The 23236-nt window shown below is 73.8% G+C and carries 14 protein-coding genes and 1 riboswitch; of the genes, 11 read left to right on the forward strand and 3 right to left on the reverse strand.

What is annotated here, in order from left to right:
* The first annotated feature begins 16 nt into the window (after positions 1–16).
* A complete protein-coding gene (locus FGE12_RS05905) occupies positions 17–2860 on the forward strand; it encodes a LamG-like jellyroll fold domain-containing protein (protein WP_153865292.1) in 2844 nt (947 codons plus the stop codon).
* A gap of 39 nt (positions 2861–2899) precedes the next feature.
* Positions 2900–4975, forward strand: coding sequence for a hypothetical protein (locus FGE12_RS05910; RefSeq protein WP_153865293.1), 2076 nt, complete (start codon positions 2900–2902; stop codon positions 4973–4975).
* Here the strand turns inward: FGE12_RS05910 and FGE12_RS05915 are convergent, their stop codons facing one another.
* Positions 4976–7372 (reverse strand): ABC transporter permease, encoded by a 2397-nt coding sequence (locus FGE12_RS05915; RefSeq protein WP_153865295.1) that lies wholly within the window; start codon positions 7370–7372, stop codon positions 4976–4978.
* A 193-nt stretch (positions 7373–7565) separates the two neighbouring features.
* Here FGE12_RS05915 and FGE12_RS05920 point away from each other — a divergent pair, with 193 nt between their 5' ends.
* Genes FGE12_RS05920 through FGE12_RS05940 form a run of 5 tightly spaced genes read left to right on the forward strand, consistent with a single transcriptional unit; the run spans position 7566 to position 13121 of the window.
* Positions 7566–9806 carry a TonB-dependent receptor plug domain-containing protein gene (locus FGE12_RS05920; RefSeq protein ID WP_153865298.1) on the forward strand — a complete coding sequence of 747 codons (2241 nt, stop codon included), beginning with the start codon at positions 7566–7568 and terminating at the stop codon, positions 9804–9806.
* A gap of 8 nt (positions 9807–9814) precedes the next feature.
* The gene (locus tag FGE12_RS05925) at positions 9815–10699 is read left to right on the forward strand and encodes a hemin ABC transporter substrate-binding protein (protein WP_153865300.1); all 885 of its coding nucleotides are present in this window, start codon (positions 9815–9817) and stop codon (positions 10697–10699) included.
* Positions 10677–11729 (forward strand): iron ABC transporter permease, encoded by a 1053-nt coding sequence (locus tag FGE12_RS05930; RefSeq protein ID WP_153865302.1) that lies wholly within the window; start codon positions 10677–10679, stop codon positions 11727–11729. Before FGE12_RS05925 ends, FGE12_RS05930 begins: the two co-directional genes overlap by 23 nt.
* 11 nt (positions 11730–11740) lie before the next feature.
* Positions 11741–12517 carry a heme ABC transporter ATP-binding protein gene (locus FGE12_RS05935; RefSeq protein WP_153865304.1) on the forward strand — a complete coding sequence of 259 codons (777 nt, stop codon included), beginning with the start codon at positions 11741–11743 and terminating at the stop codon, positions 12515–12517.
* Between the two features lie 19 nt (positions 12518–12536).
* Entirely contained in the window at positions 12537–13121 is a 585-nt protein-coding gene (locus tag FGE12_RS05940) for a response regulator transcription factor (RefSeq protein ID WP_153865306.1), read from the forward strand.
* A 3-nt stretch (positions 13122–13124) separates the two neighbouring features.
* On the opposite strand, the gene FGE12_RS30870 is transcribed toward FGE12_RS05940, so the two are convergent.
* Positions 13125–14408 carry an ATP-binding protein gene (locus FGE12_RS30870; protein WP_194797621.1) on the reverse strand — a complete coding sequence of 428 codons (1284 nt, stop codon included), beginning with the start codon at positions 14406–14408 and terminating at the stop codon, positions 13125–13127.
* Between the two features lie 145 nt (positions 14409–14553).
* Between FGE12_RS30870 and FGE12_RS05950 the strand changes: the two genes are divergently transcribed.
* Both FGE12_RS05950 and FGE12_RS05955 read left to right on the forward strand, forming a co-directional pair.
* Positions 14554–16017: a methyl-accepting chemotaxis protein gene (locus FGE12_RS05950; RefSeq protein WP_153865309.1), complete on the forward strand. Its 1464-nt coding sequence runs from the start codon at positions 14554–14556 to the stop codon at positions 16015–16017.
* A 145-nt stretch (positions 16018–16162) separates the two neighbouring features.
* Complete coding sequence (locus FGE12_RS05955) at positions 16163–18547, forward strand: ABC transporter permease (protein WP_194797622.1); 2385 nt, start codon at positions 16163–16165, stop codon at positions 18545–18547.
* 30 nt (positions 18548–18577) lie between these two features.
* Here FGE12_RS05955 and FGE12_RS05960 read toward each other — a convergent pair whose 3' ends face one another.
* Positions 18578–19372 carry an SDR family NAD(P)-dependent oxidoreductase gene (locus FGE12_RS05960; RefSeq protein WP_153865312.1) on the reverse strand — a complete coding sequence of 265 codons (795 nt, stop codon included), beginning with the start codon at positions 19370–19372 and terminating at the stop codon, positions 18578–18580.
* 123 nt (positions 19373–19495) lie between these two features.
* Positions 19496–19714: riboswitch (cobalamin riboswitch) on the forward strand.
* A 128-nt stretch (positions 19715–19842) separates the two neighbouring features.
* Between FGE12_RS05960 and FGE12_RS05965 the strand changes: the two genes are divergently transcribed.
* Positions 19843–21819 (forward strand): TonB-dependent siderophore receptor, encoded by a 1977-nt coding sequence (locus FGE12_RS05965; protein WP_228530590.1) that lies wholly within the window; start codon positions 19843–19845, stop codon positions 21817–21819.
* On the forward strand, positions 21816–23216 hold the full coding sequence (locus FGE12_RS05970) for a hypothetical protein (protein ID WP_153865314.1): 1401 nt from the start codon (positions 21816–21818) through the stop codon (positions 23214–23216). Before FGE12_RS05965 ends, FGE12_RS05970 begins: the two co-directional genes overlap by 4 nt.
* Positions 23217–23236: the final 20 nt, after the last annotated feature.

Below are 23236 nucleotides of genomic sequence, written 5' to 3' on the forward strand. Positions count from 1 at the left end.
GAGGGGGACACACACCATGAAGATCGCGTTTCGGAGCGCCCTGGCCGCAGGCCTGGTGGCGCTGATGCTGTCGTGCGGGGGCGCGGATGCGCCGGCGGAGCCGGATCCACAGGGCACGCCGGACACGCCGGGCACGCCGGTGCTGGACCCCGCGGGGGACGAGGACCACGACGGGCTGACGAACCAGCAGGAGGCGAACGGCTGGGACATCCAGGTGGACCGCGTGGGCCTGGGCGAGAAGAAGCTCGAGCACGTCGCGAGCGACCCGCGCAAGGCGGACACCGACGGCGACGGCCTCACGGACGCCGAGGAGTTCCAGAAGACCGACCCCACCAAGAAGGACACGGACGGGGACACGCTCTCGGACTACGAGGAGGTGCGCGTGTACCTCAGCGTGCCCGTGACGGTGGACACCGACGGGGACTCGGTCAACGCGGGCACCTCCAGCACCCAGCTGTGGGACGGCGACGAGGTGAAGGTGTGGGGCAGCAGCCCCAGCCTCGCGGACACGGACGGCGACGGGCGCAGCGACTACGAGGAGATCATCGCCAACTCCACCAACCCGCTGGTGGCGCAGGTGCCGGAGCTGGAGCTCAGCTTCGTGGGCAACATGGACGTGCGCCTGGACGTCACCTACGGCAGCGGCAGCACCACCCAGAAGCAGTACGGCCAGGTGCTCGCGCTCGCGGACACCACCGAGCAGAGCCGCACCGACTCCGTGGCCAGCACCCTGTCCGTGGAGGCCAGCGTCACCGTGGGCGTGGAGGCCAGCGCCGGCTTCCCCGAGAGCAGCGTGACGGCGAGCGCCAGCGCCACGCTGTCCGCCGGCTACAGCCAGGAGAACTCCACCAGCCTCACCAGCAGCGCGAGCCGCACCGCGCAGCAGGAGTACCAGAAGTACGTCTCGGACACGCAGGACCTCACCGAGAGCACCTCCAGCGGCCGCCTCTCCGTGGGCATGAAGCTGAAGAACGCGAGCAGCAAGCCCTTCAAGCTCACCAACCTCACGGTGACCGCGTTCCAGTTCGACCCGCTCACCCGCACCTTCAAGACCGTGGCCACGCTCACCCCGGTGCTCGGTGAGTTCAACCTCGGCCCGCTCGAGGAGAAGCCGGTGGCCCAGCAGGTGGTCGCCACGGGCGTGAACGCGGGCCTCATCAAGGAGTTCCTCAAGCAGCCCTCTGCCCTGAGCTTCCGCGTCTCCAACTTCGACCTGCAGAACGCCGAGGGCACCAACTACGCCTTCCTCAACGAGGTGACGAACGACCGCACCGGCCTGCTCGTCATCGACTACGGCGACGGGCGCGTGGAGCGCTACCGCGTGGCCACCAACGTGCGCCGCAACGCGGACGGCAGCCCCGCGGGCGTGCCGCTGAAGGAGGTCTTCGAGAAGTACATCAAGGTCCCCTACGCCACCGCGCCCTGGCAGCCCGCGGCCGGCAGCACCGGCTTCGAGGACAAGGCGGGCAAGCGCGTGCTCACGCAGATCAAGGACAAGGTGAGCGCGCCGCAGGGCTCGGCGAGCCGGCGCTTCTGGGCGCTCTTCGCCAAGGATGTGCGCCTCGCGGACCGCGCGCAGGACTTCGACAACATCGTGCTGCAGCGCGGCCAGGAGCTGCACCTGGCCTACGTGTCGGACGACGACAAGGACGGCCTGCTCTCGTACGAGGAGCGGCTCTACGGCAGCTCCGACAGTGCGGTGGACACGGACCACGACACGGTGAGCGACTTCGACGAGGTGCGCACCGGCTGGACGGCCGGCACGGGGCTGCCCGCCTCGCTCGGCTACCCGCGCCAGGTGTTCAGCGACCCGACGAGCGCGGACGCGGACAACGACGGCTCCACGGACGCGCAGGAGAAGGCCGCGGGCACCGATCCCTACAACCCGGACACGGACAACGACCAGCTGCTGGACGGCAGCGACGCTGCGCCCCTGAGCCCCTTCAACAGCCCGCCCAGCATCAACCTCACGCTGACCAGCAGCGACCCCACCTTCACGCTCACCGGCAGCATCACCGACACGGTGGACGCCATCGCGAGCGCGTCCATCGCCTGGGGTGACGGCGCCACCACGCCGCTCAGCTCCGGCTACAACGCCCTCAACGCGAGCCACGCCTACGCGGCCCAGGGCACCTACACCATCACCGTCTCGGCCACGGACGCGCGCGGCGCCCCGAGCACGAAGACCTTCACCGCCACCAGCGTCTTCCCCACCGCGGGGCTGGTGGGCTTCTGGCGGCTCAACGGGAACTTCAGCGACTCGAGCGGCGGGGCCCACCACCTCACCCTCGGCGGCCAGCTCACCTCCGGCTCCTCCGGGGGCTTCGTGAACGACCGCGCCGGCAACGCGTTGCGCGCCTACGACTTCCAGGGCGACAACATCCAGCCGGACTACTCCTACGCGGCGGGCACGGTGGGGGCCATCGACACGGCCAACTTCAGCGTGGCGCTGTGGATCAACGCGAGCGGCAACACCGGCGCGGACGGCTGGGTGGTCTCGCAGCAGAACGCCTTCGCGGTGCGCCTCAACGGCGGCCGGCCCAGCCTGCGGCTCGGCACCGGTGTCACGGACCTCACGTCGACGACCAGCGTGGGCACCGGCACCTGGAAGCACGTGGCCTGGGTGAAGTCCGGCAGCACCGTGCTCATGTACGTGAACGGGACCCAGGTGTTCAGCGGCGCGGCGGGCAGCTTCAGCGCGGGCACCTGCACGAACCTCTTCCTCGGCGGCAACCGGACGGGCGGCTGCCAGAGCGCCCCCGACAGCAACTTCATGCCGCACCAGCTGGACGACGTGCGCGTCTACAGCCGCGCGCTCTCGGCCGCCGAGGTGACGATGCTGATGAACCAGGCGCCGTAGCGCGCGCCCGGTGTACGCACCGCAGCGGGGCGCGCCCACGTGCGCGCCCCGCTGGCGGCGGGCCCGCTCGCCGTGGGCTCCGGCGAGCGGCCGCGTGACAGCGCCGGAGGGCTGTGGCTCACTCGCGCCGTGCCTGCTTCGCGCCCGCTCCTCCACCACCTCGTCGTCCTGCTCTACCTCGCCGTCTGCGCCGCCGTGCTGGTGCGCGACGGGCGCGGGCGCGCCACGGGGGACGGGCACGAGTACTACGCGATGCTCTTCGCGCTGGGGGAGACGGGCCGGCCCTCCCTCACCCCGAAGAGCGAGGCCGCCTACGAGGCCTACGCCGCCACCCACCCCGCCATCGCCCTGGAGCACCAGGTGGCGCAGCGGCGCGACGTGCGGGAGATGACCCTGCCGGACGGGACGGCGGACTTCCCCCACGCCTGGTTCTACAGCCTGCTCGCGGTGCCCTTCTACGCGGCGTGCAAGCTCGTGGGGGCGGACGCGGCCTACAGCTTCACGCTGCTGCACCTGGCGCTGCTGGGGCTCGCCCTCTGGGTGGCGCAGCGCTGCTTCGGGCGCACGGGCGCGCTCGCCGCGCTGCTGCTGTGCGTCGCCTCGCCGGCGCTGTGGTTCATCAACAAGGCCCACACCGAGTTCTTCACGGTGACGCTCACGCTCGTCGTCTGCGCGCTGTTCCTGCGCGGCCGCTACGTGCAGGCGCTGGTGCCGCTCGCGGCGCTGTCCACGCAGAACCCGCCCTTCCTCGCGCTGCTGGCGCTGTGCGGCCTGCAGGCGCTGCTGCTGCAGCGAGACGTGCTGCTCACCGCGCGCGGGCTGCTCACCGCGGGCGTGGCGGCGGGGCTCGCGGCGGTGGTGCCCGCCTACTACCTGGTGCGGCACGGGGTGCCCAACCCGCTCTTCAAGACCACGGCCGTGACCCCGGTGCACCCGGACCTCAAGCGCGTGCTGGCGGTGTTCGTGGACCCGGACATCGGGCTGGTGCCGAACTGGCCGCTCGCGGCGCTGCTCGCGCTGCTCGCCGCCGTGCTCGTGGCGCGCCGCCCGCGCGCGAGCCTGCGGACCCACCTGCGCGCGCTGCCCTTCTTCGCGGCGTGGGTGGGGCTCTTCGCCTACGCGCACGCGAAGACGGTGAACCTGAACCACGGCGGCACCATCTCCATGAGCCGCTACGCGCTCTGGTACGCGGCGCTGCTCCTGCCCGCGCTGGTGGTGGTGCTGCGCGCCCTCTGGCAGCAGCCGCCGGCGCGGCGCTGGGCGCTGGGGGGCCTGCTGGGGGCGGGCTTCGTGGCCACGGCCGCGGCGGCCGAGCCGCGCACCGCGGTGCGCACCTGCGAGCCCGCGCCCCTCGCGCGCGCTCTCTACCGCGTGGCGCCGGGGCTCTACGACCCGCCCACGGAGATCTTCCTCGAGCGCAACTCGGGCCTCTGCGAGGGCCAGGCCGGGGCGCACCCCTGGGCCGTCTTCAACCCGGACTGCACCAAGCTGCTGCTCGTGCGCGAGAACCTGCCGCCGGAGGGCGGCGCGCCTCCGCCCGTGCTCGGCTGCCAGGGCTTCCTTCCGGACGGGCCGCGCGTGGCCGCCGAGGCCCGGCGCTACTTCGCCTCGCACGCCACCGGCGCGCACGGCTACGTCCCGCTGCGCGCGGGCGAGGCCGAGGAGCGCTTCGGTAACTTCCCCCTCTACCCGCTGGGCAGCGCCCTGCACTTCGGCGCCGGGCCGCAGCGCTTCGCGGGGATGGGGCAGGGCTGGTCCCACGCGGAGGAGTGGGGCACGTGGACGGACGGCGCGCTCGCCGAGCTCTTCTTCCAGCTGGACCCGCCGCCGCAGCCCGCGCCCCGGGCACTCACGCTGCAGGCGGGGGCCTTCGTCGGCCCGGGCAAGCCGCGGCTGGACGTGGTGGTGGAGCTCAACGGCTGGGAGCTGGGGCGCATCGAGGCCGAGCAGCGCGAGCCGCGCAGCTACCGCTTCGAGGTCCCGCCGCAGGCGCTGCGCGCCCAGAACCGGCTGCGCCTCCACATCGACCGGCCCCGCTCTCCGAGCGAGCTCGGCGAGAGCGGGGACGGGCGCCGGCTGGGCCTGAGCGTGCTCGGGATGCAGCTGGGAGGCTGATCAGGTCTCGGAGCGCAGGGCCTCGTGCGGCGGCACGCGCAGGGCCCTTCGCGCCGGCACCCAGCTCGCCAGCAGCGCCACGCCCAAGAGCAGCGCGGGCACGCCCCCGAAGGTCACCGGGTCCAGCACCGGCACGCCGTAGACGAGGCCCCCGAGCGTGCGCGCGAGCAGCCCGGCCACGAGCAGCCCCACGCCCACGCCGAGCCCCGCGAGCCCCAGGCCCTGGCGCAGCACCAGGCCCAGCAGCTGCTCCTGCCGCGCGCCCAGCGCCGCGCGGATGCCCAGCTCCCGGGTGCGCTGGGTCACGGAGTAGGCGAGGACCCCGTAGAGTCCCACCGCCGCGAGCAGCAGCCCCAGCACGGCGAGCGCCGTGAAGAGCGCGCCGAGCGCCCGCGTGCGCTCGAGGTTCGCGTCCACCAGCTCCGGCATGCTGCGCACCTTGAGCAGCGGCAGGTCCGGCACCACGCCCTGCACCTGCGCGCGCAGCATCGCCGTCAGCGCCGCCGGCTCCACGTCGGAGCGTACGGCGAGCACCATGCGGGGCATCGCGAACTGCGACAGGGGCATGTACACCTCGGGCACCGGCGCCTCGGCGAGGCCCTCGTGGCGCACGTCGCCCACCACGCCGACGATCTCCCGCAGCGGGCTCTCGTCGTCGAGCGCGAGGCGCGCCTGCTGCCCCAGCACCCGCTCGTGCGGGAAGTAGCGGCGCACGAAGGCCTCGTTCACCAGCATCACCGGCGGGCTGCCCGCGCCGTCCTGCGCCCCCAGCCGGCGCCCCTCGCGCAGCGGGATGCGCAGCGCCTCGAGGTAGTCGCCGTCCACGGCGCGGAAGTTCACCGGCTCGCGCCCCTTGGCCGCCTCCATCGGCTCGCCCGGGCGCAGGATGGGCGAGAAGCCGTTGCGGCCCCACAGGGGCACCGTGCTCGCGAGGCCCACGGCCCGCACGCCCGGCAGCCCCTGCACGTGCGCGCGCAGCTCCTCGTAGAGCGGGGCGAGGCGCTCGGTCGCGAAGCGCTCGGGGTCCAGCCGCAGCTCGGCCAGGACGACGCCCTGGGGCTCGAAGCCCAGGGGCGCCGCGTCCAGGCGCTGCAGCGTGCGCAGCATCAGTCCCGCGCCCACCAGCGGCACCAGCGCGAGCGACACCTGCACCACCACCAGCGCCGCCCGCAGGCCTCCGCCGCCTCCGGTGGAGCGCGCGCCGCGAAGGTCTCCCAGCGTGCCGCGCCCGTCCGCCCGCGCCGCGCGCAGCGCGGGCACCAGCGCCGCGAGCAGGCAGGTGAGCAGCGAGAGCGCGGCGGTGAGGAGCAGCAAATGCGAGGAGAGCTGCGGGCCCTCGGGCGAGACGAGCTCCGGGGGCACCAGCACGCGCAAGAGCTCGCGCCCCCACGCCGCGAGCAGCAGGCCCAAGCCGCCGCCCGCGAACGCGAGCAGCAGCCCCTCCACGAGGAACTGGCGCACCAGCTGCCAGCGCCCCGCGCCCAGCGCCGCGCGCACCGCCACCTCGCGCTCGCGCGCCGTGGCGCGGGCGAGCAGCAGGTTCGCCACGTTCGCGCAGGCCACCAGCAGCACGAAGGCCACCACGCCCGCGAGCAGCCACAGCTGCGTGCGCACGCCCTTCACCAGCAGCCCGTGCAGCGGCTCCACGCGCGCGCCTGGCGGGCCGCCCTCGCGCACGAAGTCCTTCGCCACCTGCTCCATCTCGGCGCGCGCCGCCTGCGCGCTCACGCCCGGGCGCAGCCGCCCGAGGCCGCGCAGGAAGTGGTGGCCCGCGTCCACCGCCTCCGTCGCGGGCTCGGGGGCGAGCGGCTTCCACAGGTCGATGGCGGGGTCGAAGCGGAAGTCCGCCGGCAGCACCCCCACCACCGTGTGCGGCACGCCGTCCAGCGTCAGCGTGCGCCCGAGCACCCGCGGGTCGGAGCCGAGCTGGGTGCGCCACATCGCGTGGGAGAGCAGCACCACGCGGTCGCGGCCCGGCACCTCCGCCTCCGCGCCCCACAGCTGCCCCAGCACCGGCCGCACCCCGAGCTGCGGCAGCAGGCCCGCCGTGGCGCGCGCGGTGCGCACGGGCGCCGCCGGCCCCTCGCCCGTCAGCGTCATGTCCTGGAAGCCCATCCCCTCCACCGCGCCGAGGCCGTGCACGCGCGCGCGCCACGCCGTCAGCGCGGGGTAGCTCAGGCCCCAGCCGCGATCCTGCTCCGGGCTCGCCTGGTACAGGCGCACCAGCTGCTCCGGGGCGGGGTAGGGCAGGGGACGCAGCAGCACCTCGTAGACGACGCTGAAGACGGAGGTGCTCGCGCCGATGGCGAGCGCGAGCGTGGCGACGATGACGAGGGTGAGCAGCCGCTCGCGGCGCAGCAGGCGCAGCGCGAAGCGCAGGTCTTGGCCGAGGGACATGGACCGAACCTTAGCCCGCGCGCCGGAGCCCTCCCGGGGTGTGACGTTGCAACACAGTTGCGCACCTGCGCGGCGCTCGTCCCACCCCGCAGCTGCGACAAATGACCGCATCGGAGGACTGATTCGAGCTTGGTAGAAATCTTATGTGAAAGGCGGGTTCACCAGAGTGCACTTCCGTAGGCTTTCGGTCGTAGTGAGCGGTGTCGTGGTGGCGGCGGGCGGCGGTTCGGCAGCGTGGGCGCAGGATCAGGCGCAGGACGCGGCGCAGGCAGTCCCGGCAGCAGCGGATGCAGCGCCCGCGGCGAAGGCCCCCGCGGAGGCGCAGCAGGCGGCTCAGCCCGAGCAGTCGGCCCAGGCAGCGCAGGCGGCCTCTGGCGAGGACGGTCCTGTCTTCGAGACCGTGGTCCGGGAGGACGCGGATCACGGCAAGCCGGTGCTCTCGAAGCCGCAGTCGGTGGGCGTGCTCACCACGGCGGACCTGCGCCGCAGCGACGGGCTCTTCCTCGAGGAGTCGCTCAACCTGCTGCCCGGCGTCCGGCTCGAGAGCCGCACCGTCTCCGGCGGCCAGCGCATCACCATCCGCGGCTACGGCAACAGCACGAACTTCAACGGCACCGGCTACCGCGCCTATCTGGACAACATCCCGCTCACGGACGCGGAGGGCACCACCATCCTGGATGACCTGGACCCCGCCACGCTGGGCCGGGTGGAGGTCATCAAGGGACCCGCCTCCAGCCTCTACGGCGCGGGCATCGGCGGCGTGGTGAAGTTCTCCTCGCTGCGCCCGAACGACTCGAGCAGCCGCCTCTCGCAGGAGGTGATGGGCGGCAACCTCGGCCTGCTGCGCACCAACACCCGCGTGGAGCACGGCTCGGGCAACGCCTCGCTGCTGCTCAACTACGGCCACCAGCGCGCGGACGGCTACCGCGTGCACAGCGACTCGGCCAAGGACAACGTGCTCGTCACGGGCAACCTGCGCGCGAGCTCGCGGCAGGAAATCTCGGTGGTGGGCTCCTTCAACCGCTCCGAGGACAAGCTCGCGGGCCAGCTCACCTCGGAGCAGTTCAACAACGAGGAGAACGTGGCCGAGGCGGCGTACCTGGCGAACGACGCCTACGTGCGCATCGACAGCGTGCGCTTCGGCGTCACGCACCGCTACGACGTCTCCTCCTGGCTGCGCAACACGAGCACCGTGTACGCCACGGGCTACCAGCTCGCGCAGCCCTTCGCGGCGGGGCGCACGGACAACATGGCGGTGAACCTGGGGGCGCGCACCGAGTTCGCCCTGAGCTTCGCCCCGGGCGGTCACGCCATCCACGGCGTGATCGGCGCCGAGGTGCAGCAGACCAACGCCTTCAAGAAGAGCTACGCGCTCGCCAACGGCCAGCTGGGCGCGCTGCGCGGCGACCTGCAGGTGACTTCGCTGCAGTCCAACCCGGTGTTCACCGAGTGGCAGGTGGAGCTGCCCGCCGAGTTCGCGCTCACCGCGGGCGCGAGCGTGAACCTGGTGCGCTACCACATCCGGGACAACTTCCCGGTCGGCCCCACCCACCCGAGCCAGTCCGGCATCAAGGAGTTCTCGCCGGTGGTGACGCCGCGCGTGGCGCTGATGCGCACCTTCGACCCGGGCTTCACCGTCTACGCGCAGGTGAGCGAGGGCTACACCCCGCCCGCCTCCAGCAGCGTGGTCATCGCGCAGGAGGGCCGGGTGAACACCGACCTGCGTCCCGAGCGCGGCACCCTCTTCGAGGTGGGCACCAAGGGCATCCTGCTCTCGGACCGCCTGAGCTACGAGGCCGCCGTCTTCGACATGCGGGTGAAGGACAAGCTCACGCCCGAGGCGGTGACGGATGCGGGCGGCAAGGTGCTCTACAGCATCACCACCAACGCGGGCCAGCAGACCAACCGCGGGCTCGAGCTCGCCAGCCGCTACGCCGTCGTGCGTGACCCCGACGCCGTCCTGTCCAGCGTGGAGCCCTGGGTCTCCTGGACCCTGTCGCGCTTCCGCTACACGGACTTCAAGGCCAACGCCAACGACGCCGTGAACCCGGCGGACTACAGCGGCAACCGCGTGGCAGGCGTGCCCACCTACCTGGTGAACGCGGGCGTGGACCTGGCGACCCGCTGGGGCGTGTACCTGAACACCACCTTCCAGCGCGTGGACCGCATGCCGCTCACCTACGACAACGCGCACTATGCGGACGGCTACTCGCTCGTCGGCGCGAAGCTGGGCTACCGCGCGGACCTGCCGAAGAAGTTCCACATCGACGCGGCGGCCGGCAGCAACAACATCCTGGGCGCGCGCTACTACACGATGGCCTTCCTCAACGCGAACTACGGCACGCCCACGAGCCCCGCGGATCCCAACGTGTACCTGCCGGGCTCCTACAAGCCCACGTACTACGGCGGCGTCACGCTGAGCTACACGCCGTGAGCGCGCCCATGAGCTTTCTCCGGAGGCCGCTGCTCGCGGCCTCCGGGCTGTTGCTCCTGCTCTCCGCCTGCCGCTTCAACAACGAGGACAAGGCGGAGCACCACGAGCGCATCGTCAGCCTCTCCAAGCAGTACAGCGAGATCATCTACGCCCTGGGCGCCGAGCGGGACCTGGTGGCGGTGGACCTCTCCAGCACCTACCCGCCGGCTATCAAGGCGCTGCCCACGGTGGGCTACCACCGGGCGCTGAGCGCCGAGGGCATCGCCTCGGTGAAGCCCACGCTCATCCTCCACGACAACAACGTGGGGCCCGAGCACGTGATGCGCCAGCTCGAGGAGCTGAAGCTGCCGATGAAGGTGTTCTCGAACAAGGGCACCGACGTGGCCTCCACCCAGGCGCTCATCACCGAGATGGGCGGCTACTTCCACAAGGAGGCCCGCGCCGCCGAGCTCAACAAGACGCTGGGCGAGGACATGGCGCGCGCGCTCGCGAGCGCCAAGGGCTTCGCGAAGAAGCCCAAGGTGATGGTCATCCACTTCGGCCGGGCGATGAACATCTACCTGACCATGACCCGCGGCAGCACCGCGGGGCAGATGATCCAGTGGGCGGGCGGGGAGATCCCGGTGGAGGGCAAGCAGGGCATGCTGCAGCTGTCCCCCGAGGTCATCGCCCAGGCGGACCCGGACGTCATCCTGCTCACCGACTTCGGCTACGACCGGCTCGGCTCCCCCGAGCAGGTGGCCACCCTGCCGGGCGTGGGCTCCACCCGCGCGGTGAAGAACGGCCGCGTCTACCGGGTGGAGGAGCACGACCTCGTCTACATCGGGCCACGCACCGGGGCGAACGTGCTGGAGCTGCAGAGGATGATCCATGCGGGCGACGCGGCGCTCTGACCCCTACGCGGGGGTGGTGCCGCTGCTCGCCCTGGCGCTCGCCGTGCTCGCGCTCGTGTCCACCCGCTTCGGCGCGGTGAACATCGACTTCGGGGACATGGCGGGCGCCGTCTCCGCGGCGCTGCGCACCCCGGAGCGGCTCGGGCTCACCGAGCGCATCTTCCTGGAGCTGCGCCTGCCGCGCACGCTGGCCTGCGCGCTGGTGGGCGCGAGCCTCGCGCTGTGCGGGGTGCTGATGCAGGCGCTGTTCCGCAACCCCATCGTGGAGCCGGGCCTGGTGGGCACCTCGAGCGGCGCGGCGTTCGGGGCGGCGCTCTACTTCGTGCTGGGGGCCTCCTTCCAGGTGCACGCGGGCACCTGGACGCTGCCGATCGCCGCCTGCCTCGGCGCGGCGCTCGCCACCGCGTGCGTGCTGCTGCTCGCGGGCTCGAGCAGCGGTACGGCGGTGGGTGAGCAGTCCACCACCGCGGTGCTGCTGGTGGGCATCGCGGTGAACGCGCTCTTCCTCAGCGGCGTGGGCTTCCTCTCGTACATCGCGAGAGACCCGCAGGCGCGCTCCATCACCTTCTGGAACCTGGGCACCCTCTCCGGTGCGAGCTGGAGCGCGGTGGGGCTGCTCGCGCTCGTCACCGTGCCCGGGCTGCTGCTCGCACTGCGGCTCGCGCGCCCGCTCAACGCCCTGATGATGGGCGAGGAGGAGGCGGCGGCACTGGGCGTGGACGTGCCGCGCCTGAAGCTCGCGGTCATCGGCCTCACGGTGGTGCTCGTCGCGGTGGCCACCAGCATCACCGGGGTCATCGGCTTCGTGGGGCTCATCGTTCCGCACCTGCTGCGGCTGCTGCGCGGCTCGGACCACCGCTTCCTGGTGGCCGGCAGCGCGGTCGCGGGCGGCATCGTGCTCATGCTCGCGGACCTCATCGCGCGCGTGCTCCTGCGCCCCGCGGAGCTGCCCATCGGCATCGTCACCTCCGCGGTGGGGGCCCCGCTCTTCGTGGCCCTGCTGCGCAGCCGGCGCCAGCGCTTCTTCTAGGAGACTCCGACGTGCTCCAGGCTTCCGGGCTGCAGCGGGTGGTGGGTGGCAGGCGGCTGGTGGACGGCGTGTCCGCCACCTTCGCGCCGGGGCGCATCGCGCTCATCATCGGCCCCAACGGGGCGGGCAAGTCCACGCTGGTGAAGCTGCTGAGTGGGCAGGTGCGCGCGGACGCGGGGAGCGTGCGCTACGGCGACACCGAGCTGCGCGCGCTCACGCCCGGGGCGCTCGCGCGGGTGCGTGCGGTGCTCTCCCAGAGCGTGGCGGTGGCCTTCCCGCTGCGCGTCTGGGAGGTGGTGATGATGGGGCGCTACCCGCACGGCGGGCACGCCGGCGCCCAGGACGAGCGCATCTGCCAGGAGGTGATGGAGTACTTCGGGGTCGCCGGCATGGCCCAGCGCGACTACCTCACGCTGAGCGGCGGCGAGAAGCAGCGCGTGCACTTCGCGCGGGTGCTCGCCCAGCTCTGGGCCGCACCGGGCGGCCCCACCCGCTACCTCTTCCTCGACGAGCCCCTGGCCTCGCTGGACATCCCCTACCAGCTGGACTTCATGAAGAAGCTGCGCGAGCTCACGCGGCGCGAGCAGCTGGTGGTGGTGGGCGTGCTGCACGACCTGAACCTGGCTGCCCGCTTCGCGGACGACCTGCTGCTCATGCACGAGGGGCGGGCGCTGGTGCGCGGGCCGCAGGAAGAGGTGCTCACCCCCGGGCACATCCGCAGCGCCTTCGGCATCGAGCCGCGCGTGCTGCGCCTCGAGGACGGCAGCGTGCACCTCGCCTTCGAGTAGGTGTGCGAGACTCCCGCCCATGTCCGCCGCGTCCGAGACTCCCGCCCCGCCCTCCGCGCCCCTCCTGATGGTGGTGGACGACGACGAGCGCTTCCGTGAGCGCATGGCGCGCGCACTGCGCGAGCGCGGCTACGAGGTGATGACGGCGGACGGCTACGCGAGCGCCGTGGCGCTCGCCGAGCAGCAGTCCCCCGAGTACGCCGTGGTGGACCTGCGCATGCCGGGCAAGGGGGGCCTCGAGCTGGTGCGCGCGCTGCGCGCGGTGGACGCCAACACCCGCATCGTGGTGCTCACCGGCTACGGCAGCATCGCCACCGCGCTGGAGGCGGTGCGCCTGGGCGCGGTGCACTACCTCACCAAGCCGGCCACCGCCGAGGACGTGCTCGCGGCGCTGCTGCGCGGCAGCGCGGACGCGCCCGCGGCGGACGCCGCGCCGCCCCCGGACGGCGCCGAGCCTGAAGTCCCCTCGCTCGCGCGCGCCGAGTGGGAGCACATCGAGCGGGTCCTCGCGGACTGCGGGGGCAACATCTCCGAGGCGGCCCGCAAGCTCGGCATCCACCGCCGCTCCCTGCAGCGCAAGCTGCAGCGCCCGCCGACCTTCTAGGCCTCAGCTGCGCGCGCGGGCTGGCTCGGCGGCCGGCTCCAGCAGCGCGTCCGGGAGCACCAGCCGCGCGCGGGTGCCCTGTCCCGGCGCCGAGTCCAGCTCCAGGCGGCCTCCGAGCTGCTCGAGCACGGAGCGGGTGAGGAACAGCCCCAGCCCCATCCCCTGGCCCGGCTGCTTCGTGGTGTAGAAGGGCTCGCCCGCGCGCGCGAGCGTCTCGGGGTCCATGCCCGGCCCCGCGTCCTGCACCTCGAGCTGCAGCGCGTCCCCGGCGGCGCGCGCGCTCACCGCGACCGGCAGCTCGCCCGAGGCCTGCAGCGCGTTGTTGAGCACCCCGTGCAGCGCCTGCACGAGCGGGCGCGAGGGCACGACGAGCCGGCGCCCGGCGAGCAGCGGCTCCAGCGTCACCTGCACGCGCTGCGGCTGCTCCACGGCCGAGGCCGCGCGCCCGACGAGGTCCGCGAGCGTGATGGGCGTCGCCGCCTCGCCCTGGCCCAGGCCCGCGTCCACCGCCATCTGGCTGAGGATGCGCTGGCAGCGGCCCACCTCCGCGCGGATCAGCTCCACGTCGGAGAGCGCGTCGTCCAGGTGTTCTCCCCGGCGCAGGTGGCGCTCGAGCTCCGAGGCCACGAGCGCGATGGTGGAGAGGGGGGTGTTCAGCTCGTGCGCGGCGCCGGCGGCCAGTGTGGCGAGCGAGGCGAGCTTCTCCTGGCGATCCACGCGCTGGCGCGCCGCCTCCATCTCCTGCTCGCGCGCACGCAGCATGCGGGCCGAGCGCTGCAGGAAGTACACGAGCAGTCCCGCGGCCACGCCGAAGGCGATCCACGCCTCGCGCAGCTGCCATTCCAGCGGGTCCGCCGCCTCGGCGGTGTTCACCGGGTCGAACACGAAGAGGAAGGCGAGCGCCCCCACGGAGAGCCCCGTGAGCACCCACGTCCACAGGGGCGTGGCGAGGATGCCCGCGAGCGCGATGTTGACCAGGTAGAGCACCGCGAAGACGCGTGCGTCGTGGCCGCCGAGGAAGAGCAGGGCGGTGAGCACCGCGCAGTCGAAGGCCGTGAACACCGCCACCGCCCGCTCCGGCACGCGCCGCGCACGGCGCGCCCAGAGTGCACCCGCGACGTTGCTCGCCACCTGCAGGGCGAGCAGCGCGAGCACCGCGCCGAGCGGCAGGGTGGCCTTGAGGCTGCGGTCCCCGGCGAAGAAGACCACCGCCTGCGCGGCGATGCCGCCCCAGCGCAGCTTGAGGTACCAGGACAGGTTCGAGGGGCTCGAGAGTTTGCGCTCCACGGGGCCGAGTCTAGTGCGCGGGGCGGGGCCCCGAGCACCCGGCCGCGGCCGCCTGCCTGGAGTGCCTGCCGGGTGTGGGCCTGGCGCGGGCCGTGTGCCCCTCGCCGCCACGTGCGGGCACCCGCTAGTGTGTGCCTCCACCTCCATGGGCTCACCCTCCACCCTCTCTCCGAGCGAGCGCTACGCGGCGCACCGGCGCGGCCGCTGGCCCAAGCGCGTGCGGCTGCTCGCGTACACGAGCTTCCTCGTCACCCCCTGCTACGTGGGCTTCGACTGGGCGTTCGCGCGGCAGCTGGGGCTGTGGCGGCTCGGGGGCGTCCTGGTCGCGCTCGGGCTCTTCCTCGTCCAGCAGCTCGCGCCGCGCTGGCGGGGGCTGCCGGCCGCCGCCACGCTGGCCACGGTGCTCTGGGTGGTGGGCAACGACTGGGTCTACTTCCGGCTCGGGCTCGCGGGCACGCTGCCGCAGCTCATCACGCTGCTGCTGGGCATCATCTGCACGGCGAGCTTCCTGCCGCTGGGGCCGGGGCCGCGGCGCGCCACCTTCGCGGCGATGCTCGCGGGGCACTTCCTCCTCGGGCTGCTGCACCCCGGAGTCCTGGACCTGGGGCTGCCCTCGGTGTTGCTGCTGCTGGCCATCCCGCTCTCGCTGGGCTTCACCTTCGACGGCATCGACGCCTCGGACCGGCGCAACTTCGCGCTGCGCGAGCAGCTGCAGGCCTCGGTGCAGGAGCTGGAGCTCAACCGCGGGCGCATGAGCGAGACCGCGCTGGGCCTCGCGGCGAGCGTGGTGGAGCTGGAGGGCAGCGCCACCAGCCTGAGCGAGCGCGCGCGGGCGTCCGGCAGCGAGGGCGAAGAGATGGCGAGCGCGAGCCGGCGGCTCGCGGAGGGCGCCCGCTCGCTGCAGCAGCGCAGCCGCGCGAGCGCGGAGGCGGCGCTGGGGGCGCGCGACAGCGCCGGCCAGGTGGGCGCGCTGCTCGACCAGATCGAGGCCGGGGTGCGCGACATCGACGCGGCGGTCGCCCGCAGCGAGGCGAGCTTCCACTCGGTGCAGGGGCGCGCGGACGCCATCAGCGCCTACGCGGAGACGGCGCAGGAGATCGCCGCGCAGACGCACATGCTCGCGGTGAACGCGGGCATCGAGGCCGCGGGCGCGGGCGCGAACGGCCAGGGCTTCGCCGTCATCGCGCGCGAGGTGCGCCAGCTCGCGCAGGACAGCGGCAAGGGCGCGCTCGCCATCAACACGGTGGTGGCGGACCTGCGCCGGCAGATGGGCGCGCTGCTCGCGGCGATCGAGCGCGTGCGCGAGCACACCCACCACTTCACCAGCGTGTTCGGCGAGGCGCGCTCCACGCTGCAGGGCATCCACGACATCGTGCACGACCTGGGCGAGGCGATGCGCGCGAACGCCGAGGACGCGGACCTCCAGGCGGACGCGAGCAGCCGCCTCAACGAGGCCATCGGGCGGCTGCTCCGGCAGCTGCAGGAGCAGGCCCAGACCAGCGTCACGGTGGCCAGCACCAGCACCACGCTCGCCCGCCACGCGGACGGCTTGCGCTCCCTGCTGCCCGCGGATGGCGAGGAGCCGCCCCGCCGCAGCGCGGGCTCGTAGCGTCCGGCCGTGGGACGGCGCTTTCCCACGGGCGCACAGGTGGGGTGTCCGGCCGTGGGACGCGCGCCCGCAGAGGGGGCGTGGCACGCGCGAAGCACTCCTCGCGCGCATGCGCGAAGGCTGGCTCGGACGGACGTGGGATGACGTGAGGCTGACGCTGCGGGCAGCGCGCAAGGCGCCCGGCTTCACGCTCGGCGCGGTGCTCACGTTGGCGCTGGGCATCGGCGCCAACAGCGCCCTCTTCAGCGTGCTGGACGCCGTGCTGCTGCGGCCGCTGCCCTACGCCCAGCCCTCGCAGCTGGTGAGCTGGCAGGGCAACCAGTCCGCGCTGGACGTGGAGGACTTCGGCGCGGGCGCCCCGTCGCTCGCGTCGGTGGGGCTCTACGCCGAGTGGCCGCTGGACCTGGTGGAGGGGGCGCTGCCCGAGCGCGTGGACGGCGCGATGGTGACCGGCGGCCTCTTCCCCACGCTGGGCGTGCCCGCCGCGCTGGGCCGCACCCTGGGCCCCGCGGACGACCGGGCCGGCGCGCCGCCCGTGGTGGTGCTCAGCCACGCGCTGTGGCGGGGGCGCTTCGCCAGCGCGCCGGACATCCTCGGCCGCACGCTGTCCCTCGGAGGCCAGGCGTACACCGTGGTGGGCGTGCTGCCCGAGCGCTTCCGCCTCCCCGAGGGCGAGGCCGAGGCCTTCGTCCCCGCGCGCATCGTCTACCCGGAGGGCGCCACCGCGCGCGGCGCGCACTTCTTCTACCCGGTGGCGCGGCTGCGCCCGGGCGCGGAGCTCTCGCGCGCGCAGGCGGAGGTCGACACCGTGGTGGGCCAGCTGCGCGAGGCGCACCCCGAAGAGGTGAAGGAGATGCGCTACGTGCTGCAGAGCCTGCACGAGCGCGTGGTGGGGCCGGTGCGCCCCGCGCTGCTGGTGCTGCTGGGCGCGGTGGGCCTGGTGCTGCTCGTGGCCTGCTCCACCTTCGCGAACCTGCTGCTCGCGCGTGCGAGCAGCCGGCAGCACGAGCTCGCGGTGCGCAGCGCGCTGGGCGCGAGCCGCGGGCGGCTGGTGGTTCAGCTCCTCATCGAGAGCGTGGTGCTGGCGCTCGCGGGCGCGGCGGCGGGGCTGGTGCTCAGCCTGTGGGGCGTGGACGCGCTGCGGGCGCTCGCCCCCGAGGGGATGCCGGGGCTCGCGGAGGCGCGCGTGGACGCGGCCACGCTGGGCTTCACTGCCGGGATGGCGCTGCTCACCGGGCTGCTCGCGGGGCTGGTGCCTGCGCTGCAGGCCTCGCATCCGGCCCTGCGCGCGACGCTCGGTGAGGGCGGACCCACGCAGGCCGGCGGGCGCAGGGCAGCGCGGGCGCGCCAGGCGCTGGTGGGCGCGCAGCTCGCGCTCGCGCTGATGCTGCTGGTGGGCGCGGGGCTGCTGCTGCGAAGCCTCTGGCGCCTGCAGTCCGTGGACCTGGGCTTCGAGCCCGCGGGGGCGCTCTCGCTGCGCCTGGACCTGCCGCCCGCGCGCTATCCCACGCAGGCGCAGCAGACCCCGTTCCTGCGCGGCCTGCTCGAGCGCACGCGGGCGCTGCCCGGCGTCGCCTCCGCGGGGCTGGTGAGCGAGCTTCCGCTCTCCGGCGGGAGGCTCACGCACAACATCGTGGTCGAGGGGCTGCCGCCGGTGGCCCCTGGCGAGGAGCCCTCGGCCGAGGCGCGCACCGTGAGCGAGGACTACGTGGAGACGGCGCACATCCCGCTCCTGCGGGGGCGGTCTCTCGAGGCGAGCGACGATGCCGCAGCGCCGCGCGTGGCGGTGGTGAGCCGCGCCTTCGTGGAGCAGTTCCTCCCCGGCCAGGACCCGCTGGGGCGCCGCGTGCGCTGGGCGCGCGGGCCTGCGGACGCGTGGATGACCATCGTGGGCGTGGTGGGGGACATCCGCCACCGCTCGCCGGACAAGGTGGAGGGGGCGGCCGTGTACGTGCCCTTCGCGCAGAACGACGCGCCGTGGAAGCGCTGGACGCACCTGGTGGTGCGCGGCAATGGCGCCGTCGACGTGGCCTCGCTCGCGCCCGCGCTGCAGGAGCAGGCGGCGGCCTTGGACCCACTCCTCCCGCTGACGAAGGCGCGCACGCTGGAGCAGGTGGTGGGCGCGGCGCTCGCGGACCGCCGCTTCCAGCTCGCGCTGCTCGGCGCCTTCGCGGTGCTCGCGCTCGTGCTCGCGGGGCTGGGCGTGTACGGCGTCACCGCCTTCCTCGTCACGCAGCGCACGCGCGAGTTCGGCATAAGGCTCGCGCTGGGCGCGCGCGAGGGCACGGTGCTGGGACTGGTGATGCGCCAGGCGCTCTCCGTGGTAGCGACGGGGTGCGCGCTGGGCCTCGTGGGCGCAGCCGCGCTCTCCGGAGGGCTGCGCGCCTTCCTCTTCGGGGTGCAGCCGCTGGACCCGCTCACCTTCGCGGGCCTCACGCTCGCGCTCGCGGCGGTGTCGCTCGCGGCGAGCCTGCTGCCCGCCTGGCGCGCCACCCGGGTGGACCCCGCGCTCGCCCTGCGCGCGGAGTAGCTCGACGCGCGGCAGGGAGAGGGGACGGGCCTACAGCACCGAGCGCAGGAGGCCCCCGTCCACGCGCAGCGCCGCGCCGTTGGTCGCGGCGGAGAGCGGGCTCGCGAGGTAGGCGACGAGGCTCGCGACCTCGGACGGGTCGATGAAGCGCTTGAGCAGGGAGCTGGGGCGCATCTTCTGGAAGAACTCCTTCTCCACCTGTGCGCGGCTCACGCCCTGCTGCTTTGCAAGCCCCTCCACGAAGCCCTCCACGCCCTCGCTCGCGGTGGGGCCGGGCAGCACGGTGTTCACCGTCACCCCCGTGCCCACCGTGGTCTCCGCGAGACCGCGCGACACGGCCACCTGCGCCGTCTTCGTCATCCCGTAGTGGATCATCTCCGAGGGGATGTGCACCGCCGACTCGCTCGAGACGAAGAGGATGCGGCCCCAGTTCTGCTCGCGCATGCCCGGCAGGTACGCGCGCGAGAGGCGCACGCCGCTCAGCACGTTGGTCTCGAAGAACTGCAGCCACTCCTCGTCGGGGATCTCCTCGAAGGGCTTGCTCGCGAAGATGCCCAGGTTGTTCACCAGCACGTCCACGCGCGGGACCTGTGCGACCACCTGGCGCGCGCCCTCGGCCGTGCCCAGGTCCGCCGCCACGCCAGAGAGCTTCGCGCCGGGCACCACCTTGCGCACCGCCGCGAGCGCCGCCTCCACGCGCGCCGGGGTGCGTCCGTTGAGCACCACCTGGGCACCCTCGCGCGCGAGCGCCGTGGCGATGGCGAGCCCGATGCCCGCGGTGGATCCGGTGACGAGGGCCTTCTTGTCCTGGAGCTGCAAGTCCATGTGTGTCCTCTGGGGGAAAGCCCTCTAGATGCGCAGGCCCCCGGCGCGTCGCCACCGTTCGCCGGGGAGCCCCGGGCTGCCGGGCGGGCAGGGGAGCGTTTGACAAGGCCCCGCCCGCGCCGTATTCCGGCCGGCGCCATCGGTGCCCTCCGCTCTGTGTAGCGGCGGGCTCCAAGGGAAGCCGGTGAGAGTCCGGCACTGCCCCGCAGCGGTGAGCAGGAACGAACGCCGTCATCTGAAGCACTGGTCCGAAGCTGGACTGGGAAGCGACGGCCAGTAGGTGGGAGGACGCTCCTCCCGCGCCTGTGAGTCCGAAAACCTGCCGATGGCCCGCGGCGTGCCCTCACGGGCGCGCGCAGCGGACAGGACCGAGACCTCCGAGGGGAGGTGGCGGGCGGCGCACGGCCGGACTTCACCCTCTCCGCGCACCTCCCCTGCCAGCCCTCCCTCCGGCGCGCGAGGAGTGGACGTTGAAGGGGAGTCGTGAGCAGAGGGCCGCGAGGGCCACCGCCGCTGCGGCCGCGCTCGCGCTCGCCCTGCCCGCGCACGCCCAGGCGCCCGAGTCCCCGCAGGTGCCGGAGGACGTGCAGCAGGCCGAGCAGCTCGGCGAGCTCATCGTGGTGCAGGGCCAGCCGCTGCCCCTGCCGCGCCTGCCCGCGCCCCACACCGCGCAGCAGCGCGACCCCACGGCGGCCGTCACGCTCTTGCCGGTGGAGGCGCAGCGGCTGGAGGCGCGCGACACGGCGGAGGTGCTCGCCACCGCGCCGGGCGTGAGCGTGCAGGACCTGGGCGGCTATGGGCAGGCGAAGAGCCTGAGCGTGCGCGGCGCGGCCTCCAACGGCGTGCTGGTGCTGCTGGACGGCATCCCGCTGCAGGGGGCGGGCGGCATCGCGGACCTCTCGCGCATCCCGCTGCCGCTGGTGCAGCGCTTCGAGCTGCTGCGCGGAGCGGCCGGCGCGCGCTACGGCACGGGGGCGCTGGGCGGCGTGGTGAACGTGGTGACGCGCGAGGCGGGTGAGCACCCGTGGGCGGGCCTCACGCTCACCGGTGGCAGCTTCGGCACGCTGCAGGGAGAGCTCGCGGCGGCGGGCAGCGCGCTGGGCGGCACGGGGCTGCTGCTCGTGCACGCGGGCGGCTCGCGCGGGGACTTCCCCTACCTCTTCGACCCGGCGCCCTCCCTGCCGGGCAACGCGCTCGAGGAGCGCAAGCGGCAGAACAACGACGCGGGCGGCGGGGGCGGCCTCGCGAAGTACCGGCGCGAGCTGTCGCCGGGCCTCGCGCTGGACGTGCTCGCGGAAGGACAGGCGGACGAGCGCGGGCTCGCGGGCTCGGCGCAGAACCCTTCCTCGACGCGCGAGCGCTCGCGCCACGGCTCCCTCGCGCTCGCCCTCACCCGCAGCGAGGGCGCGCACACGCAGCTCTACGCGCGCGGCTACGCACACGCCGAGCGGCTCGAGCAGTCGAGCGGCGGCGAGAGCCTCGGCGCGCAGACGCACGCGGTGGGCGGAGTGGAGCTGGATGCGCGCACCCGCGCCGGCCTCCACGGCCTCTCGGCGAACGCGAGCGTGGGGGCGGAAGGCGTGCCGGGCGCGGCCACCTGGCTGCGCCTCAGCCTCATGGCCCAGGACGAGCTGCAGCTGCTCGGCGAGCGCCTGCTGCTCGCGCCCAGCGTGCGGGTGGAGCGCGCCGGGCCCTACACGCTCTTCTCCCCGAAGCTGGGGCTGCTCGCGAAGCTCTACGGCCCCCTGCGCCTGCGCGCGAACGTGGGCCAGGCACACCGCGCCCCCTCCTTCTACGAGCTGTACGTGCGCGCCGGCACGCTGCTGCCCAACCCCTCCTTGCGCCCCGAGCGCGCGCTGCACGCGGATGCGGCGCTCGTGTACGAGGGCACGCGCGGCTCGGCCGCCGTGGGGCCCTTCGTCGCGCTCTACGAGGACCTCATCGCCTACGAGCTGTACCCGCCCTTCGCCGCGCGGCCCGTGAACTTCGCCTCCGCGCGCTCGAGCGGCCTGGAGGCCGAGGGCGAGCTGCGGCCCTGGGCCGACTTCCTGCGCCTGAGCGCGAGCTACACGCTGCTCTTCAGCACGAACCTGAAGGATGACCCGCGCTACTACCTGAAGGACCTGCCCTACCGCCCGCGCCACGCGCTCAGCGCGCGCGTCTCGGGCGGCCCCCGCTGGCTCTCGGCGAGCCTGGAGGTGGCGGCGCAGTCCAAGCAGTACTTCAACCGCACCGAGGAGCTGGTGCTGCCCGCGCGCGCCTTCGTGCACGCCGGAGTGCACACCACCCTGGGCCGCGCGCCCGAGGTGACGCTGGGCCTCGCGGTGAAGAACCTCTTCGACGTGCGCACCCAGGACTTCGACGGCTACCCGCTGCCCGGCCGCTCCGTGTACGCGACCCTCGCGCTCGCGCTCGGCGGACGCACGGCCCAAGGAACGGATCGATGACCCGACTGCTGCCATTGCTGCTGCTCCCGCTGCTGCTCACGGGCTGCCCCGACTCGGGCGTGCTCTGCTCCGAGGGGCTCACCGCCTGCGGCAACACCTGCGTGGACCTGCAGAGCGAGAGCGCCCACTGCGGCGCCTGCGGCCAGGCCTGCGCGCAGGGAGAGCTGTGCTCGGAAGGGGCCTGCCTCGCAGCGCCCGAGGCCTGCGCGGGCGGGGTGTGCGGCTACGACGTGGTGGCCACCTGCTTCAACGCGGGCCAGGTGGTGGGCGTGCAGGCGGAAGCCGCGCTGCGCGGGCGGCGCACCCCGGTGGGCAGCAACCCGCAGACGGTGGCGCGCCTGCAGGACGTGCTGGTGGTGGTGGACGGGCTCAGCCGCAAGCTGCGCCAGGTGCGCCTCGGCGACTTCAGCGCGCTGCCCGAGGAGGACAGCGCGGGCGCCGCTCCCAACCAGCTGCTCGCGGCAGACCCCTACCTCTACGTGCTCAACTCCACCTCCAACACGCTGCAGGTGCTCAAGCGCACGCGCGAGCCGCTCGCGGCGCCCGAGGGCGGCACCCGCTTTCCGCAGGGCCTCGGGCTCGAGACGGTGGACGAGCTGAACTTCGGCCCCAACACCAACCCCTACGCGATGGCGCCGCTGGGTGACGCGCTGTGGGTGAGCCTGCTCGGAAACCTCGGCGAGGACCCGGGCGCGGGCGGGCGCGTGGTGCGCGTGTCGCTCGCAGACCCCGCGCACCCGGTGAAGACGGGCGAGGTGCAGCTCCCGTCCGGCGCGGCGCTGCGGCCCTTCCCGGGCAAGAGCAGCCTCGCGGCGCCCAACGGGCTCGCGGCCTTCGGCGACGCGCTCTACGTGGCCCTGAGCAACATCTCGCTCGACACCTACCAGGCTGCGGGGCCCGGGCTGCTCGCGCGCGTGGACCCGGTGCGCATGGCGGCGGAGACGGTGGACCTGGGGGAGGGCTGCCTCGGGGCCTCGTGGGTCGCGCGCCTGGGAGAGCGGCTGCTGGTGAGCTGCGGCGGCCTCACCACGTACACGAAGGACTACCAGCTCGAAGCGGTGCAGAAGACGGGCCTCGTGCTCCTGGGGCCGGACTCGAGTGGCGCGCTGGCGCCGCGGGCCACCTGGAGCCTCGGGTGCGCGGCCGGCACCAGCTGCCTGCTGCCCAGCGCGGGGCGCTTCGCCACGGTGGGCGAGCGCGTCTTCGTCGGCGACGTGAGCTACGGCCGACTCTTCGTGGTGGACGTGGTGCAGGACGCCTTCGTCGAGCGGCGAGGGCTCTCGGGAAGTGCCCAGCCTCCGCTCGACCTCTGCTCGCGGCCCGACCCCGCCTGCGCGGGCCAGGCCTCCTGCGGCCAGCTGCCCTCGCTCGTCGGGGACGTGGTGGCCGTGCCATGAACCCCCGTCACCCTGGATTC

This window comes from Aggregicoccus sp. 17bor-14 (assembly GCF_009659535.1).
GTDB lineage: Bacteria > Myxococcota > Myxococcia > Myxococcales > Myxococcaceae > Aggregicoccus.